Consider the following 14,623-nt stretch of genomic DNA (forward strand, 5'->3'; position numbering starts at 1 on the left):
AGGAATTAGCAGATTTGAAGGGCAGGAACACGAGCACCGGAGAACGATGTTCCGGTAGGAACGACTGTCTGAAGCGCGATGGTTTGTAAGGACCGGAGCACGAGCACCGGAGATGCCAGGTGCCTGGTCCTGCGGTTCCTCGTCCGCCTACCTGAAACCCCTCACCCACCCCACCGCCGATCACTACCCATAAAACCCCTCGCGGCAAACGCCTCTGGATGAAAGTGATGGTCGGGGGGACGTTCGATCCCCTGCATGCCGGGCACCGGAAACTCCTCGCCCGTTCCTTCGAACTTGCCGGGCCCGATGGAGAGGTGACCATCGGGTTGACGACCGAGGAGTTTGCCGGTGCAAAGGTGCACCCCGTCCACTCCTACGAAAAACGGCTTGAAAACATCACGTTGTTTATCCGCGAACACGGCTACACCGCAACGTGGAAGGTCGAACCGCTCGCCGACCGCTACGGCAGCGCCCTCGATGCGGACTTCGATATTCTCGTCGTCTCCGAGGAGACCTTCCCGGTCGCCGTGGAGATCAACGAACTCCGGCGCGAGCGTGGGAAGAGAAAAGTGGATCTTCACGAGATCTCGTGCGTCCTCGCCGAGGACGGCCGGCGGATCTCGAGCACCCGGATCTGCCGGGGTGAGATCGACCGGCACGGACGTCTGATCAGATGATGTGGTTCGCGATATCGTCCTTGATCAGCCAGTCGCAGTAGAGGCAGTGCAGCCCCTTGTCGAGCACTTCGAACGTGCTCGCGACAGGCTCGTTCGTATTCGTGATGCAGCCGGGGTTCGGGCACCTGACCACGCCCCTGATGACCTCCGGGATCTCCACGCCCTTCTTCTCCACGACCTTGTAGTCGCGGATGATGTTGATCTTCGCCTGCGGCGCAAGCAGGGCGATCCGGTCGACCTCCTCCGTGCGGAGCTCGCGATTCTCTATCTTGACGATATCCTTCTTCCCCATCCGCTTGCTCTCGACGTTCGTCGCGATGCTCAGACATTCCCGGGTCGACCCGGTGATGCCGAGGATCCGCAGGACGTTCAGCGCCTCGCCGGCTGTAATATGGTCGATGACGGTGCCGTTCTTGATGGGGCTGACGAGCAGCCCGCCCGACGGGTCTTTTCTGGTCACTTCATCACCTCGTGAAGGAGCGCCATCCGGATAGGCACGCCGTTCCTCGCCTGCTCGAAGTAGCGCGCATACGGCGTGCGGTCCACCGCCGGGTCGATCTCACCCGCGCGCGGGAGGGGGTGGAGGATCATCAGCCGCTCTTTCACGCCGTCGAGAAGATCGGTCGTGATCCGGTAACTGGACGCGACGTTGTAGTAGGATGCCGAGTCCGGGAACCGTTCGCGCTGGATTCTCGTCACGTAGAGGACGTCGAGTTCCCGGATCGCCTCCTCGACGTTCTCGTGCTCGACGACCTCCATGCCGCGCTCCCGAAGTTCGAGGGCTATGTTTGCCGGCATCTCGAGTCCTCCCGGTGCAATCGTGTGCAGCGTGACGCCGTAGAGGGAGAGGGCGAGCGCCAGCGAGTGCGCTGTCCTGCCGTAGCGGAGATCCCCGAGCAACCCGACGTCGATCCCGTCGACCGGCATCGACTGCCTGATGGTGTAGAGGTCGAGCAGCGTCTGGCTCGGGTGCTGCCCCGCGCCGTCGCCGGCGTTGATGACCGGCACCGTGGCGAACTCGCTTGCGAGCCTGGCCGCCCCCTCCTTCGGGTGGCGGAGCACGATGGCGTCCACGTAACTGCTTATCACCCGGATGGTATCTGCGAGCGTCTCTCCCTTGACGATGGAACTCGCCTCCACGGAGTCGACGCTGATCGACTTCCCGCCGAGCCGGGCCATGGCCGTCGCAAACGACATCCTTGTTCTGGTGCTGGGCTCGAAGAAGAGAAGCGCCACGAGTTTGTCGTCAAGCATTCCGGGCCGGTACGTGCCGGTATCGAACTCCTGCGCCCGATCAAGCAGGTAATCGAGTTCGCTCCTTTCAAAATCGCGGATCGAGATAATGTGGTACATCGTGCGGCTACCTTCCGGGGCTTTCAATCCGGCGCGGGCGCCCGGATTGTTTCGTCCCTCTTCTCTCCTGAATAGTGGTTCGCCGCGCACCCACTAAATACCTTTTTTTCGGGTGCGTGCCCTACCTCCATGACAACCTTTGTCACCTTCGCCCGCCTCATACTATTTCTGGAGAATAAGCGCATGTCAGAAGAGAATGCAGAGTACGCACCCGAAGTCTGCTGCCACTGCGGGGGGATCGGGTGCATGTACTGCAACAAAAAAGGCACCGTGATGGTGCCGCAGCCTGCGCAGAAGTGCAGGCACTGCGACGGGGACTGCTGTATCTACTGCGGCTACACCGGGTGGGAACGGCCGCTGAAGGAATACTAACTCTATTTTCGCGCGACCGTAATGTAGCCGCTGTGGCCGACCCTGGTTGACGGGCGGGTTCCCCGGGCGGAGCGCGTCAGTTCCCGTTCCATGCACTCGTAGCAGTGGACGTCCCGAAAGAGCGGCGTTGCGGCATCGAGCGCGACGAAGGTGTGCTCGAGGAACGGCGTGTAGCAGGAGAGATAGCCGCCGGGGGTAAGGAGCGAGAAGGCGTGCTCCACGTGCGCCGGCGTTATCGTGAGATCGAGGTGCACGACGTCGAACTCGCCGGCCGCTTCGAGCATATCGGCAGCGACCACCTCGACGTTCTCGAGGCGGGCGTTTCTGATGTTCTTCTCCGCGAGTCTCGCGAACTCCGGGCGCACCTCGTAGGTCTTCACGCTGCGGGCGATGCTCCCGAAGTAGATTGCGGCGACCCCGCTCCCGGTTCCGGCGTCGAGGACACGGTCGTCGCGGTTCATCCCCGTGTAGGCGATCACCATGCCGATGTCCTTGGGGAGCATGGGCGCCCCGCTCCGTTTTGCATGGACGAAGAAATCGGTCGGCCGGGGGCGGAGCACGGTGAACGGGATATCGAGGTGGGTCCGGACCTCGTCCCCGGAGTTCATGCCTGCGAGGGCCCCGAGATCGATCATCCCCCGGTCGGTGGAGAACTTTCCTTCGCCCGCCGTCACGAAGTACTCGCGGTCTTCACCGACAAGCAGAAGACGTTCGCCTGTCCCGATCATTGCTGCGCAAGTTTCAGGATCGCTTCGGCGATATCGCCGCGGGTCTCGACGAGCGCCGCCCGTGCGGCCTCCTCGGTTGCCCCGGCCTGCGATGCGACGAGGGCGACGTCGTCGTCGGGGATCTCCGGGACGGCCTCCTCGAACCGGGCCTCCCCCGTGATCTGGTAGGAGGTGACCCCCTGCATGGTGGTCGCGACGACCTGGGCATCGTCAAAGACGTAGTTTCCCGCGGGCGTGTAGATGACGATCTTCTCTACGCCCTCGAGCTCTTCCATCTCCATGCCCATCTGCTTCATCATCTGCTTCATCTTTTTCGGGTTTATCTTTCCTGGAAACATTCGGATCCTCTCCCCTGCCGTACTTTTACCGCTACACCGTAATTAAATGCCAGCATCTCCCGCCCGGAGAGCAAAGCCGCCCCGGTGGCGAGGAGCACGTCGTCGCCGGTCACCACCAGCACCTCGTCGCCGGCGCGGATGCCCTCGTCGGCAACGACGACGTGCTTCGCCATCGCGTTCTTCCCGTCCGCGACGAACGGCGCCACGTCCTCCTGCACCGCCACCCGGTAGGCCGGGGGGGCGAGATGGGCGGCGAGCCGCGCCGCTGCGGCTATTCCGAGGGTCAGGCGGCCGTCCTGCGCGCGAACGGTCGCAAGCCTCGCCTTCCCGAGCCGGACCTGGCGGATGCGCCCGGTCGTGGAGAACTGGAAGGTGCACTCGTCGGGGAAGATCGCGGTTCCGGCCCCGGCGCCGAACTGGAAGTCAGCTATCGTCCGGATCCGCCGGAGCGAACTGTCGTTTGAGTATTCGGTTGACACTATCAACAAACTCCTCTTCTGTGTCGTGGGGGATGAATGCCCCGGCGGCGATCCGGTGCCCGCCGCCTGCGCCGCCCACTCCGGCGGCCGCCTCGATGAGCGCCTCGCAGAGATCGGCCCCGCGGCCGAGCGCCCACTCGTTCGTTCGCATCGAGACCTTCGTCACCTCCGGCTCGTCCACCATCGCGGCGAGCACCATCATGGGCTTCTTCCAGTTCAGCTTGGAGAGCGCCATCCCCGCCCCGATCCCGACGATGGTGTCGGGGAACCGGTCGCCGGTGTGGACATACTGGAGGTGCGAGAGTTCGGTCACCCCGGCATCGAGGATGTACTGGAGCAGGTCGCGGATGACCGACCGGTGGTGGGCGAGCATGTGCTCCGCGTCGCGGTAGGCCTCCCCGCGCTCCCCGCGGCAGATGCTGCTTCCTATCCGGGGTTTCGCCCACCGGCCGCAGGCGTTCAGGAGGGTGGCGTACTCGGAGGCGTTCCGGAGCGGCGTCCGCTCCGGCTCGTCGGGGAAGATGTAGGTCTCGGCGAGCAGGCGGTCGGTCTCCCTCCCGTGGGCGATGAGCTGCTGGGCGAGGGCGCTGATGATCGTGCGCCGGTCCTCGAACGGGAGTTCTTCCCAGACGAGCCACCCGCCCCGCGGGTTCTTCAGTTCGACGCCGAGCCGCTCGAGGAACCGGAGCGCTGCGTTCGTGTTGTTCGAGATCCCGTCGATGTAGGGGTCGTCGCAGTAGCCGAGGCAGACGTGGACCGGGCGGGTGGAGGTCCCGTAACAGTTCAGGTCATGGTCCTGCACGACGATGTTGCCGTACTCCACGCCGTCCCGGACGATCTCGCGTGCCGGGCCGACCAGCCCGCAGTTCTCCCGGGCCATCATGTCCCCGACGTTCCCGACGACGGCGAGTTTCGCGAGGTCGATGCCTGTCTGGTCGATCGCCTTCGCGACCAGGTACGCGATCCCGGCGGCGCTCATCCGGCTGATACCGTGATCGAGGCAGTTCACCTGGGGGTAGGCCGTGCCGCAGGGCTGGCCGACGTGGTGATCCAGGATCAGGACTTCGTCGGCAGAAAGGCCGTGCTCCTCGAGGAGGTTCTGCTGCCCGGCCCCGAGGTCGGCGAAGAGTTTCAGGGAGCCGTCCTTTGGGACGTGGCGCATCGCCATCGGCTCGAGCTGGCGGACGAAGACGGATTCGACCGGCATGCCCTCGCGGGTGAGCGCCTGCGCGAGGATCGCCTCCGTGCTGATGCCGTCGGCGTCGATGTGGGAGACGATCGTCACCGACTCCGCATCGCAGATCAGATCCGCCGCTCTCCGCACATCGTTCTCGAGGCTCATCTCCATAGTAGTGGGTGGTGAAAGGTCAATAATGCATGGGGGCCAGGCCATCTTTTTGCACATACCACATCGTCTCACGCCTTTGAAATGCCGCATTACCTCACGCGAAGCCGCGAAGTGAGTGCTTGTGTTGGCGGTCGCCTTCGCGTTCTTCGCGTCTTCGCGTGAGACTTCATTGCTGCCCCCGCACTATCTTCGCAACCTTTCGGTGCTCAAGCTCCGTTCCTGCAACTCAAAAACTATCTATGAAAGAAACGCCATAGCACCATTCAGGCAACACTCCTGGAGGGGCGGTACGTGACGTCAAACAATATGCGGGAGTTTCTGGAGACCGGTGTGATCGACGCCGCCCGGATGCGGGCGGTCGAGGGAAACGCCGTCGCGCTCGGCCAGCCGTCGCTTTTGATGATGGAGTGCGCCGGCCGGGCGGTCGCGGATGCCGTCCTCGCCCGCGGTCCCTCCCGCGTCCTCGTTCTCTGCGGGAGGGGGAACAACGGCGGCGACGGGATGGTGGCGGCCCGTTACCTCCAGCACCTTGATTCGGTCGACGTCGTCTACCCCGACTGCGGTTCGACGACTGCCTCCGCCGCCGCAGAGCTCGCTCTCCTCCGGCACTGCTCCGTCGCCCTTCACCCCGTCCGGTGCGCCGCGGACGTCGAGGCGGTCTCCCGCCTGTTTGACGAAACAGACATCATCGTCGACGCCATGCTCGGCACCGGAGCGTCGGGCGCGGTTCGGGAGCCGCTCGCGTCCCTCGCTGCCCGGGCGAACGCGAGCGGCGTCCCGGTCGTCGCCGTCGACATCCCCACCCCCGGCATCCGTGCGAGCCGGATCCTCTCGTTCCATCGGCCGAAGGTGGAGGGCGCGGACGTCGCGGATATCGGCATCCCGCTCGAGGCGGAGATATTCACCGGCCCCGGAGACCTCACGCTCGTCCCGGCCCGGGCATCCGGCGCCCACAAAGGCGCCGGCGGCGAGGTGCTCGTCGTCGGGGGCGGACCCTACCAGGGGGCGCCCTACATCGCGGCGATAGGGGCGCTCCGCGCCGGGGCCGATATCGTGCGGGTCGCCTCCCCCGCGTACGTCCCCATGCCCGACCTGATCTACGAGCGGCTGGAGGGGAAGGCGATCACCGCCGACCACCTGGAGACGATCCTCTCCCTCGTCGACCGGGCGGACGTCGTCGTCTGCGGCATGGGCCTCGGGAAGGAGAGCCACGACGTCGTGCTCGCCGTCGCGGAGGCGGCGGAGAAGGCGGTCTTCGATGCCGACGCGCTCGCCCTGCCCCTCCCGGCGGCGAGGAAGACGATCTACACCCCGCACGCGGGCGAATTCGCCCGGATGACCGGCGCGGAGCCCCCGGCGGACCTTGCGGCGCGCGGCCGGTGCGTGAAGGCCGCCGCGACGGCGGGGACCATCCTGCTCAAAGGCCCGGTCGACGTCGTATCCGACGGGTCGCGGGTCCGGTTCAACCGGACCGGAACTCCCGCCATGACCACCGGGGGGACGGGCGACCTCTTAGCCGGCATCGCGGGCGCGCTCTTCTGCCACCTCCCTGCGTTCGAGGCCGCCTGCCTCGCCGCGTACGTAAACGGCAGGGCCGGCATGCTCGCCGCGGAGGAGCGGGGGGAGGGCATGCTCGCGACCGATATGCCCGACCACATCCCGGAAATCCTCTTCCGGCGCTCCGCATCCGAATGAACTGCCTTAAGCCGCCTTCTTTTATCCCTTAACAGAGAGAAGATCTCCTGCGATACACATGAGCGAGTCCGGCGAACACGGCAAGACCCCGGTCTTCACCCACATCGAGAACGACCGCGCACAGATGGTGGACATCTCGGCAAAATCCGAGGTTGTCCGGGAAGCGGTTGCGAGCGGCAGGATCTACCTCCGGGACGAGACGCTCCGCGCCATCCGGGAAGGAACCGCGGTCAAGGGCAACGTTTTAGCGACCGCACGGGTGGCGGCAACCCTTGCGGTGAAAGATACGCCGCGCCTCATCCCCATGTGCCACCCCATACCGCTCGGGGGCATCACCGTCGACTTCGAGGAGGGCGACGGCTACATCGAGGCGACCGCCCGCGTCAGGTCCTACGGGAGGACGGGCGTCGAGATGGAAGCGCTCACCGGCGTCTCCGTCGCCCTTCTCACCGTCTGGGACATGGTCAAGTCGGCGGAGAAAGACGAGAACGGGCAGTACCCGGTCACCCGGATGGATGCCATCCGCGTCGTGGAGAAACGCAAGGGCGTGTAGGGCACTGCGGGATCGATCTTCCCACATGCCCCTTCGTGTGAAGGATCCGGCATCGCGCGAAGCCGCGAAGAACGCGAAGATCGGTTGGCTGTTGGCGGATTCCCTGAGAAGTCTGATGCTTCTCACCCTCCCTCCCCTACAGGGAGATCGCACTTCGAAACCCTTTGGGTTTCTCATGCCCCTGCCCTTCGGCCAGTCGCGCTTCGCGGCTTCGCGCTCTTCGCGTGAGGTGAAATACCAGAACAAGGAGGGTCAATATACCGGAGCCCCCGGTGGGCGCGGGACCCTGGGGGAATCCTTTATTTGTGCTCCCGTCAACCTGTTAGGAACCACGGGATACGTCCCGAAAAGGAATGTGGCGGAAACGCTGAACCTGAGGTGATTCTAAACATGGCAAAATCGATGTATGCCTACGTACGCGAGGCATGGAAGCGGCCCGACCGGTCGGAAGTGAAAGCCCTCCTCTGGGAGCGGCTCCAGACCTGGCGGCGCGAGGGAAGTATCGTGCGCGTGGAGCACCCGACCCGGATCGACCGGGCCCGGTCGCTCGGCTACAAGGCCAAGCAGGGAATCGTCGTCGTGCGGGTCAAGATTCGCCGCGGCGGCCGGAGGAAGCCCCGGTACACCCGCGGGCGCAGATCCGCACGCATGGGCATGCGCCGGCTGACTCCCGCAAAGAGCCTGCAGCGCATGGCCGAGGAGCGCGCATCCCGCAAGTTCCCGAACATGGAAGCCCTGAACTCCTACTGGGTCGGTGAGGACGGCCGCTCCAAGTGGTTCGAGGTCATCATGGTCGACGGGCACCACCCGTCGATCAAGAGCGACCGCAACCTCGCGTGGCTGGCGAACCCGGTTCACCGGGGCCGGGCGGAGCGCGGCAAGACTTCCGCCGGCATAAAGGGGCGCGGGATGCGGACGCGCGGGCGTGGAACCGAGAAGACCCGCCCGAGCATCCGTTCTCACGCGAACCGCGGCAAATAAATACTCCTTTTTTCATACGGCCTACCCACGATGAAGATCACAGATGCCGGTATACATCCCTATCCTGCCGGTGACTCGACGGTTGCGCGGATGGCGCTCGAGGCGGCAGGGCTCGGGTTCGATAGCGCCGTCGCTATCGGAGATGCCGTCTGTCGGTCTTCCGGCGTCGAGGTTCTCCGGGGTGCCGTGATCGGTGCTGCGTCCGTAAAGGAGGTCTTAAAGAGGGTGCGCGATCCCGCCGTCCGGCGGGCCGACGTCGTCTACGTCGACGCCGGGGAGATCGCCTTCAACCGGGCGGTCGTCTCCATCAAAGAGGTGAACGTCGTCAGGAGCATCCACGCCACCAGGAGAAACGCATTCGACCACGTCGCCGCACGGACGGCGGCGGAACAGGGCGTGGCGGTGGACATCTCGATGGCCCCCATCGTTCACCTCCGCGGGACGAAGCGCCAGAGGGCGCTGCAGCGGTATGCGGACGTCCTCTCGCTGCAGCGGCGATACGGCTTTCCACTGACGATATCGTCCGATGCCCGCTCGATACTCGGGCAGCGGTCGGTTCGCGAGATCCGCGGTCTCTGCTCACTCTTCGGCATGACCGGGGCGGAAGTGACCGAAGCGCTCTCGTCCGTCGGCCGGATCATCGAGCCGCACCGGCCCGTGAGGGTGGTCGAATGAGGCCGAGACCCCCGGCTATGCGGACGAAGCGGCGCTACATCCTGGCGCGGCTCCTTCCCTACAGGGCGCAGGTAGACCAGAGACAGTTGTACTTCTCGGTCATCGAGGCCGCGACCTCGCTCCTCGGCGATGCGGCCGCCGGTCTTGCGCAGCCCGCGGTGGTCTTCTGTGAAGGGGGATACGTCGTCGTCCGGTGCCGGCGGGGAACGGAGAAGGATGTTGCCGTCGCGCTTGCAACGGTCACCTCGGTCGCCGACGAGCGGATCGCGCTCCGGACGGTCGCCACCTCGGGGACGATTCACGCACTGCGGCGCCGGATGAAACCGATCCGGCATCTCGCCGGGGACGAGGAAGTGAAGGTCGGGGAAACTTATTTCGCGGTCTATCGCTATCCGCGTCAAAAGGTTGATTTGGTTGAAAAAGGTATTAAGCATCAGAAGTCATTGTTTTTCACCGAAGCCGATTTGGAGGAACGATAATGCAACCACAATATCAGATGGGATATGACCGGGCAATCACGGTGTTCAGCCCGGACGGAAGGCTTTACCAGGTCGAGTACGCCAGAGAAGCGGTGAAACGGGGCACGACGGCCGTTGGAATCAAGTGCAGCGAAGGCGTCGTGCTGATCGTCGATAAAAGGGTGACGTCCCGCCTCCTCGAACCGGTTTCTATCGAGAAGATCTTCAAGATCGACGCGCATATCGGCGTTGCGTCCTCCGGCCTCGTCGGCGATGCGCGATCTCTCGTGGACCGGGCGCGGGTTGAGTCCCAGATCAACCGCGTCTCCTACAACGAGCCGATAAACGTCGAGATCCTCGCGAAAAAACTCTGCGACCACATGCAGACCTACACCCAGTTCGGCGGTGCACGCCCCTACGGAACCGCTCTCCTGATCGCAGGAGTCAGCGACGGGGAGGCCCGGCTCTTCGAGACCGATCCGAGCGGCACGCTGCTCGAGTACAAGGCGACCGGAATCGGAACCGGACGTCCTGCGGTCATGAAGACCTTCGAGGACGAGTACCAGGAGGATGCTGACTTCTCCGGCGCCATCAGGCTCGGAATCAAGGCCCTGCACGCCGCGACGGAGGGCAAACTCGACGTGAGCGCCATCGAGATCGGCGTCGTCTCCATCGAGACCGGGGAGTTCCGGAAGCTGGAGAAGGATGAGGTAAAGGCCTACGTCGACCAGTTCGAAGAGTGAGCGTCATCCGTATGATTCCTCTCGACCAGGCAGTAGTAGCGCGGCTTGAAAGCTACGGAGAACGGTTCGAGGTCCTTGTCGACCCCAACCAGGCCATGCGTATCCGGCAGGGCGAATCGATCGACCTGGAGGATGTCGTCGCCGCCGATTCCATCTTTTCGAACGCCGCCCATGCGGAACGGGCCTCCGAGGAGGCTCTCCTGAAGGTCTTCAAGACGACCGAGTTCGAGCAGGCGGCACTCCGGATCATCCAGAAGGGCGAGATCCATCTTACGGCGGAGCAGCGCCGGCACCTCATCGCGGAGAAGCGGAACCGGGTCATCACGTTCATCGCGAGGAACGCCGTCAACCCGCAGTCCGGGTTCCCCCACCCGCCGCAGCGCATCGAGCTTGCGATGGAAGAGGCGCGGGTGAGCATCGACCCCTTCAAGTCCGTCGAGGAGCAGGTCAAAGAGGTGGTCAAGGCGCTCCGCCCGCTCCTCCCCATCCGGTTCGAGGAGATCCGGATCGCCGTGAAGATCCCGGCGGATTATGCCGCGAGAGCCTACGAGATCACGACCGCAGGATCGCTCGAGCGGGAAGAGTGGCAGAAGGACGGATCCTGGATCGCCGTCGTCAAAATTCCGGCGGGCATCCAGGAAGAGTTCTATGACCTGGTCAACAAGGTTTCCAAGGGGAATGCGGAGACCCGGATCGTCGAACGGATGTCGTGAGTAACTATATTAATCGACAGCACAAAAATTAGAGGACATACAAGAGGTACGCGAAATGGCAAGTCGCAAACAGAGTGCAAAGGGCAGGGTAGTCGGAAGTTCCGGGCGTTTCGGCCCGAGGTACGGCCGGTTTATCCGGAAGAGAGTCAACCAGATCGAGACGGTCTCCCGCGCGAGCCACGCGTGCCCCCGCTGCGACCAGAAAGCGGTCAAGCGTGAGGGAACAGGCATCTGGACGTGCCGCAAGTGCGGGTTCAAGTTTGCAGGCGGCAGCTATGTCCCGGAGACGCCGGCGATGCGCGTCGCCGCGCGGAGCATCGAGCGGTCGCTGCAGAAGGAGGGTTAATCGGTCGTGGCTGCCTATAAGTGCGCTCGCTGTAAACAAAAAGTGGAAATCGACGTCAATATACGCTGTCCCTACTGTGGGCACCGCATCCTCTTCAAGGAGCGCGGAGCCGGAATAAAAGATCTGAAGGCTCGATGACGGTCGTCACGACGTCACGCAAACCCGCTCCCGAGGTGCGCACCCTTGCGCGGGATCTGGCGTTCTCGATCGGCGCCGGATACGTCACCCGCGGCAAAGCGGGCATGGGCGACCTTTTTGCCCTTGACGGATCGGTTCTGGTCGTCTCGAAATCCGGCCCTTTTTTTCTGATTCAGGTGTATGACGACGGAGAGCCTGCGGCAGAGATCCGTGTCGGGTCGTTTGCCGTCGAAGAGCGGCCCGGAGCGATCGCCCGCGGGCTCTTCGTCTCGGATCGCCCCGTGTACGAGGCGCTCAAGGATCACGTCGACGTCGTGTTTGCCGGGGAGTCCCTTACGGGACACCGTATCGTCTTTGACGGAACGCAGCGGAAACGCTACACCCTGAAGGTGGCCCCATGACGCATACCGCTCGTTTCCGGTTCGCGACCCCCGATGCCCGTGCCCTCTACCTCTCCGTCTGCCAGGAGATGGGCGACGTGGGCGAGCGGTCGTCCGTCCGGGTCGGGCTCGCGGACGACGATACGCTCGTCCTCGAGGTGACCGCCTCCGATATACCCGCGCTCCGGGCGGCCCTGAACACCTGGCTGCGGCTGATCACCATAGCCGTCGAGATGCGGGAACTTGCCGTCCCGTCCGGTGCGGCCCCGTAGGGGAGCGAGACGGGAACCCCTCCTTTGAACCCTCACATTTAAAGGCCTTCACGCCCCTATCATGTAGAGAAAGGGCAGGGTGCCGGGAAGGCCGCTGTCCGCCACCCGAAATATTGTTACCGATCTTCGTCGAGGAGTAGATGAATATGGAAAACATCCCGCCAAAAGTACAGAACCAGCTGGCGATGCTCCAGCAGATGCAGCAGCAGCTCCAGACCGTGGTATCGCAGAAAGCGCAGTATGAACTGACAATCCGCGAAGCCCGGCGCGCGGTCGAGGACCTGGCCGACGTCCCCGAGGATGCGGCGGTCTTCATGAACGTCGGCAGCGTCATGATGCAGAAGAGCAAGGAGCAGGTGCTCGCGTCCTTAAACGAGCGTATCGAGACGCTCGATCTCCGCGTCAAGTCGCTCGAGAAGCAGGAGAAGGCGTTGCAGGGCAGGTTCGAGCAGTTATCCTCGCAGATCAGGGGAGCGCTGGAGGGCAAACAGCAGCCTCCCGGCCCCGCCTGATCCGTCAACTTTTTTGAAAAAGGCCTTTCTTGAAATTCTCTCTGACTCACGCGAAGCCGCGAAGAGCGATGGGCGGAACGCCCGGAGTTTGAGCACCACAGGTGCGAAGAACGCGAAGGAGGTTGTCAATGCCCATCCAGACTTCGCGCCTTCGCGTCTTCGCGCGAGGCCACATCACCGATGATTCGACTTTGGTGATGTATGGATAATCCGGAGACCTCTATGGGTAACCGGGCTTATCCAGAGGTTGACCCGAAAAAGGAGTGAGTCGCTCACTCCTCGCGGTCGAGTTTCTGCGTCCGGCAGACGAGGTTGATCGCGGTGATCACCGCTTCGACCGACGCAAGGATGATGTCGTCGCTCGAGGCGCTGGCATCGAAGACCCGGCCCCGCTCGTCCTCTACGGCGATGGTGACGTGCCCGAGAGCATCGGTGCCCCCGGAGATCGCCTCGATGTTGAACTCCTTGAGTTGAACCGGGGCGGGGATGATCCCGAGGATCGCCCGCACGGCCGCGTCCACCGGGCCGTTGCCGATGCTCGAGAAGGTGTGCTCGACTCCGTCGACCGTCGCCCTGACGCTCGCCGTCGGGATGACGTGGTTGCCGGTCATGATGGCGACGTCCTGGAGCTCCAGGGTCTTCTCGTCGGGCGCGAGCTGCATGACGCTCTCCGCGATCTCGTAGAGGTCCGCGTCCGTCACCCGTTTGCCCTTGCCGGCAATCGCCTTCACCCGGAGGACGATCTCGTCGATCTGTTCGTCGGCGGGCTCCATGTGCACCTCGGCAAGCATCTGCTTGACCGCATGCCTCCCGGCGTGTTTGCCGAGTTTCAGCCTGCGCCGGTGTCCGACCATCTCCGGCGTCATGATCCCCGGCTCGAACGTGTCCGACCGGGTGATGACGCCGTGGGAGTGGATCCCGCTCTCGTGGGCAAAGGCGTTCTCGCCGACGATCGGGTGCGTTGCCGGGATGCTCATCCCTGCGTAGCGGGCGACGAGCCGTGAGGTCTCGACGAGGCCGGTCGTCCGGATGCCGGTATCGATACCGTAGATGGACGAGAGCGCCATCACCGTCTGCGCGAGATCGGCGTTGCCCGCCCGTTCGCCGAGGCCGTTCACCGTCACCTGCACCTGGGAGGCGCCTGCCTCGACCGCCGCGATGGTGTTCGCCACCGCAAGCCCGAAGTCATTGTGGCAGTGGACGTCGATCGGGCAGTTCACCTCGCGGTCGATCCGCTCGATGAGGTGCTTCATGGCCGTCGGGGTGATCACCCCGACCGTGTCGGGCACGTTGATGATCGTCGCTCCGGCGTCCACCGCAACACGGTATACCTCCATCAGGTAATCCCAGTCGGTTCTCGTGGCGTCCATCGCGGAGAACATGCACCGGTCGACGTGGTCGCGCGCATACGCGATGATATCGCCGGTTGCCTCGAGGACCTGCTCGCGGGTCTTTTTGATGGTGTACTCGCGCTGGACGTCGGAGGTCGGGATGAAGACGTGGACCATGTCGACGCCGCAGTCGATGCACGCATCCACATCGGCCCGGAGCGATCGCGCAAGGCCGCAGACCTGTGCGGAGAGCCCGAGATTCGTGATGGCCCGGACTATCTCGCGTTCGGCATCCGAGGATGCGGGAAAGCCCGCTTCGATGGCGTGGACTCCTATTCCGGAGAGCTGTTCTGCAATACCGAGTTTCTCTTCGAGCGTGAATGAGATGCCCGGAGTTTGTTCACCGTCGCGCAGTGTGGTGTCGAAAACAGTGACGTTCTTTTTCGCACGGCTATCGGTGAAGAAGACAGTACGCTTCAGCGTTCCTGCGTGCTTCAGCGTTTGTAGGGTTCATACTTACTCGTTATCCGA

At 63.8% G+C, this 14,623-nt stretch carries 21 protein-coding genes; 14 read left to right on the forward strand and 7 right to left on the reverse strand.

Annotation, left to right across the window (positions count from 1 at the left end; translation table 11 throughout):
- Window positions 1–218: 218 nt before the first annotated feature.
- Entirely contained in the window at window positions 219–677 is a 459-nt protein-coding gene (locus SZ63_RS08500; RefSeq protein WP_048184267.1) for a phosphopantetheine adenylyltransferase, read from the forward strand.
- Here SZ63_RS08500 and pyrI read toward each other — a convergent pair.
- Together pyrI and pyrB are read right to left on the reverse strand one after the other, a co-directional pair.
- Window positions 670–1,137, reverse strand: coding sequence for an aspartate carbamoyltransferase regulatory subunit (pyrI, locus tag SZ63_RS08505; RefSeq protein ID WP_048184268.1), 468 nt, complete (start codon window positions 1,135–1,137; stop codon window positions 670–672). The genes SZ63_RS08500 and pyrI overlap by 8 nt on opposite strands.
- Complete coding sequence (pyrB, locus tag SZ63_RS08510; protein ID WP_048184269.1) at window positions 1,134–2,030, reverse strand: aspartate carbamoyltransferase; 897 nt, start codon at window positions 2,028–2,030, stop codon at window positions 1,134–1,136. Before pyrB ends, pyrI begins: the two co-directional genes overlap by 4 nt.
- A gap of 183 nt (window positions 2,031–2,213) precedes the next feature.
- Here pyrB and SZ63_RS08515 point away from each other — a divergent pair, with 183 nt between their 5' ends.
- Window positions 2,214–2,402, forward strand: coding sequence for a hypothetical protein (locus SZ63_RS08515; RefSeq protein ID WP_048184270.1), 189 nt, complete (start codon window positions 2,214–2,216; stop codon window positions 2,400–2,402).
- 2 nt (window positions 2,403–2,404) lie between these two features.
- Here the strand turns inward: SZ63_RS08515 and SZ63_RS08520 are convergent, their stop codons facing one another.
- Genes SZ63_RS08520 through SZ63_RS08535 form a run of 4 tightly spaced genes read right to left on the reverse strand, consistent with a single transcriptional unit; the run spans window position 2,405 to window position 5,289 of the window.
- Entirely contained in the window at window positions 2,405–3,130 is a 726-nt protein-coding gene (locus SZ63_RS08520; RefSeq protein ID WP_048184271.1) for a methyltransferase domain-containing protein, read from the reverse strand.
- Window positions 3,127–3,468, reverse strand: a complete 342-nt coding sequence (locus SZ63_RS08525) for a nascent polypeptide-associated complex protein (RefSeq protein WP_048184272.1) — start codon at window positions 3,466–3,468, stop codon at window positions 3,127–3,129. Before SZ63_RS08525 ends, SZ63_RS08520 begins: the two co-directional genes overlap by 4 nt.
- Window positions 3,450–3,947: a PUA domain-containing protein gene (locus tag SZ63_RS08530; protein WP_048184274.1), complete on the reverse strand. Its 498-nt coding sequence runs from the start codon at window positions 3,945–3,947 to the stop codon at window positions 3,450–3,452. Before SZ63_RS08530 ends, SZ63_RS08525 begins: the two co-directional genes overlap by 19 nt.
- Window positions 3,892–5,289, reverse strand: a complete 1,398-nt coding sequence (locus SZ63_RS08535) for a DHHA1 domain-containing protein (protein ID WP_048184649.1) — start codon at window positions 5,287–5,289, stop codon at window positions 3,892–3,894. Before SZ63_RS08535 ends, SZ63_RS08530 begins: the two co-directional genes overlap by 56 nt.
- Window positions 5,290–5,586: 297 nt before the next feature.
- Here SZ63_RS08535 and SZ63_RS08540 point away from each other — a divergent pair, with 297 nt between their 5' ends.
- From SZ63_RS08540 to SZ63_RS08595, 12 genes are all read left to right on the forward strand, one after another.
- A complete protein-coding gene (locus SZ63_RS08540; protein WP_082122723.1) occupies window positions 5,587–6,990 on the forward strand; it encodes an NAD(P)H-hydrate dehydratase in 1,404 nt (467 codons plus the stop codon).
- A gap of 58 nt (window positions 6,991–7,048) precedes the next feature.
- Window positions 7,049–7,543, forward strand: a complete 495-nt coding sequence (moaC, locus tag SZ63_RS08545) for a cyclic pyranopterin monophosphate synthase MoaC (RefSeq protein ID WP_048184279.1) — start codon at window positions 7,049–7,051, stop codon at window positions 7,541–7,543.
- A 390-nt stretch (window positions 7,544–7,933) separates the two neighbouring features.
- On the forward strand, window positions 7,934–8,524 hold the full coding sequence (locus SZ63_RS08555; protein WP_048184282.1) for a 50S ribosomal protein L15e: 591 nt from the start codon (window positions 7,934–7,936) through the stop codon (window positions 8,522–8,524).
- A gap of 30 nt (window positions 8,525–8,554) precedes the next feature.
- Window positions 8,555–9,199 carry an RNase P subunit p30 family protein gene (locus tag SZ63_RS08560; protein WP_048184284.1) on the forward strand — a complete coding sequence of 215 codons (645 nt, stop codon included), beginning with the start codon at window positions 8,555–8,557 and terminating at the stop codon, window positions 9,197–9,199.
- Window positions 9,196–9,678 carry an Rpp14/Pop5 family protein gene (locus SZ63_RS08565; protein WP_048184286.1) on the forward strand — a complete coding sequence of 161 codons (483 nt, stop codon included), beginning with the start codon at window positions 9,196–9,198 and terminating at the stop codon, window positions 9,676–9,678. The genes SZ63_RS08560 and SZ63_RS08565 overlap by 4 nt, the downstream gene beginning before the upstream one ends.
- The gene (gene psmA / locus SZ63_RS08570) at window positions 9,678–10,400 is read left to right on the forward strand and encodes an archaeal proteasome endopeptidase complex subunit alpha (RefSeq protein WP_048184288.1); all 723 of its coding nucleotides are present in this window, start codon (window positions 9,678–9,680) and stop codon (window positions 10,398–10,400) included. The genes SZ63_RS08565 and psmA overlap by 1 nt, the downstream gene beginning before the upstream one ends.
- Before the next feature lie 11 nt (window positions 10,401–10,411).
- On the forward strand, window positions 10,412–11,113 hold the full coding sequence (locus SZ63_RS08575; RefSeq protein WP_048184651.1) for a ribosome assembly factor SBDS: 702 nt from the start codon (window positions 10,412–10,414) through the stop codon (window positions 11,111–11,113).
- A gap of 55 nt (window positions 11,114–11,168) precedes the next feature.
- Window positions 11,169–11,459 carry a 50S ribosomal protein L37ae gene (locus SZ63_RS08580; protein WP_048184290.1) on the forward strand — a complete coding sequence of 97 codons (291 nt, stop codon included), beginning with the start codon at window positions 11,169–11,171 and terminating at the stop codon, window positions 11,457–11,459.
- Between the two features lie 6 nt (window positions 11,460–11,465).
- Window positions 11,466–11,597 (forward strand): DNA-directed RNA polymerase subunit P, encoded by a 132-nt coding sequence (locus SZ63_RS12760; protein ID WP_011844513.1) that lies wholly within the window; start codon window positions 11,466–11,468, stop codon window positions 11,595–11,597.
- Window positions 11,594–11,998: a Brix domain-containing protein gene (locus tag SZ63_RS08585; protein WP_048184292.1), complete on the forward strand. Its 405-nt coding sequence runs from the start codon at window positions 11,594–11,596 to the stop codon at window positions 11,996–11,998. Before SZ63_RS12760 ends, SZ63_RS08585 begins: the two co-directional genes overlap by 4 nt.
- Entirely contained in the window at window positions 11,995–12,249 is a 255-nt protein-coding gene (locus tag SZ63_RS08590) for a KEOPS complex subunit Pcc1 (RefSeq protein WP_048184294.1), read from the forward strand. Before SZ63_RS08585 ends, SZ63_RS08590 begins: the two co-directional genes overlap by 4 nt.
- 146 nt (window positions 12,250–12,395) lie before the next feature.
- Complete coding sequence (locus tag SZ63_RS08595; protein ID WP_048184653.1) at window positions 12,396–12,761, forward strand: prefoldin subunit beta; 366 nt, start codon at window positions 12,396–12,398, stop codon at window positions 12,759–12,761.
- Between the two features lie 272 nt (window positions 12,762–13,033).
- On the opposite strand, the gene SZ63_RS08600 is transcribed toward SZ63_RS08595, so the two are convergent.
- A complete protein-coding gene (locus SZ63_RS08600; RefSeq protein WP_048184296.1) occupies window positions 13,034–14,572 on the reverse strand; it encodes a 2-isopropylmalate synthase in 1,539 nt (512 codons plus the stop codon).
- Window positions 14,573–14,623 lie beyond the last annotated feature (51 nt).

Source organism: Methanoculleus sediminis, assembly GCF_001017125.1.
In the GTDB taxonomy this organism is placed as follows: domain Archaea; phylum Halobacteriota; class Methanomicrobia; order Methanomicrobiales; family Methanoculleaceae; genus Methanoculleus; species Methanoculleus sediminis.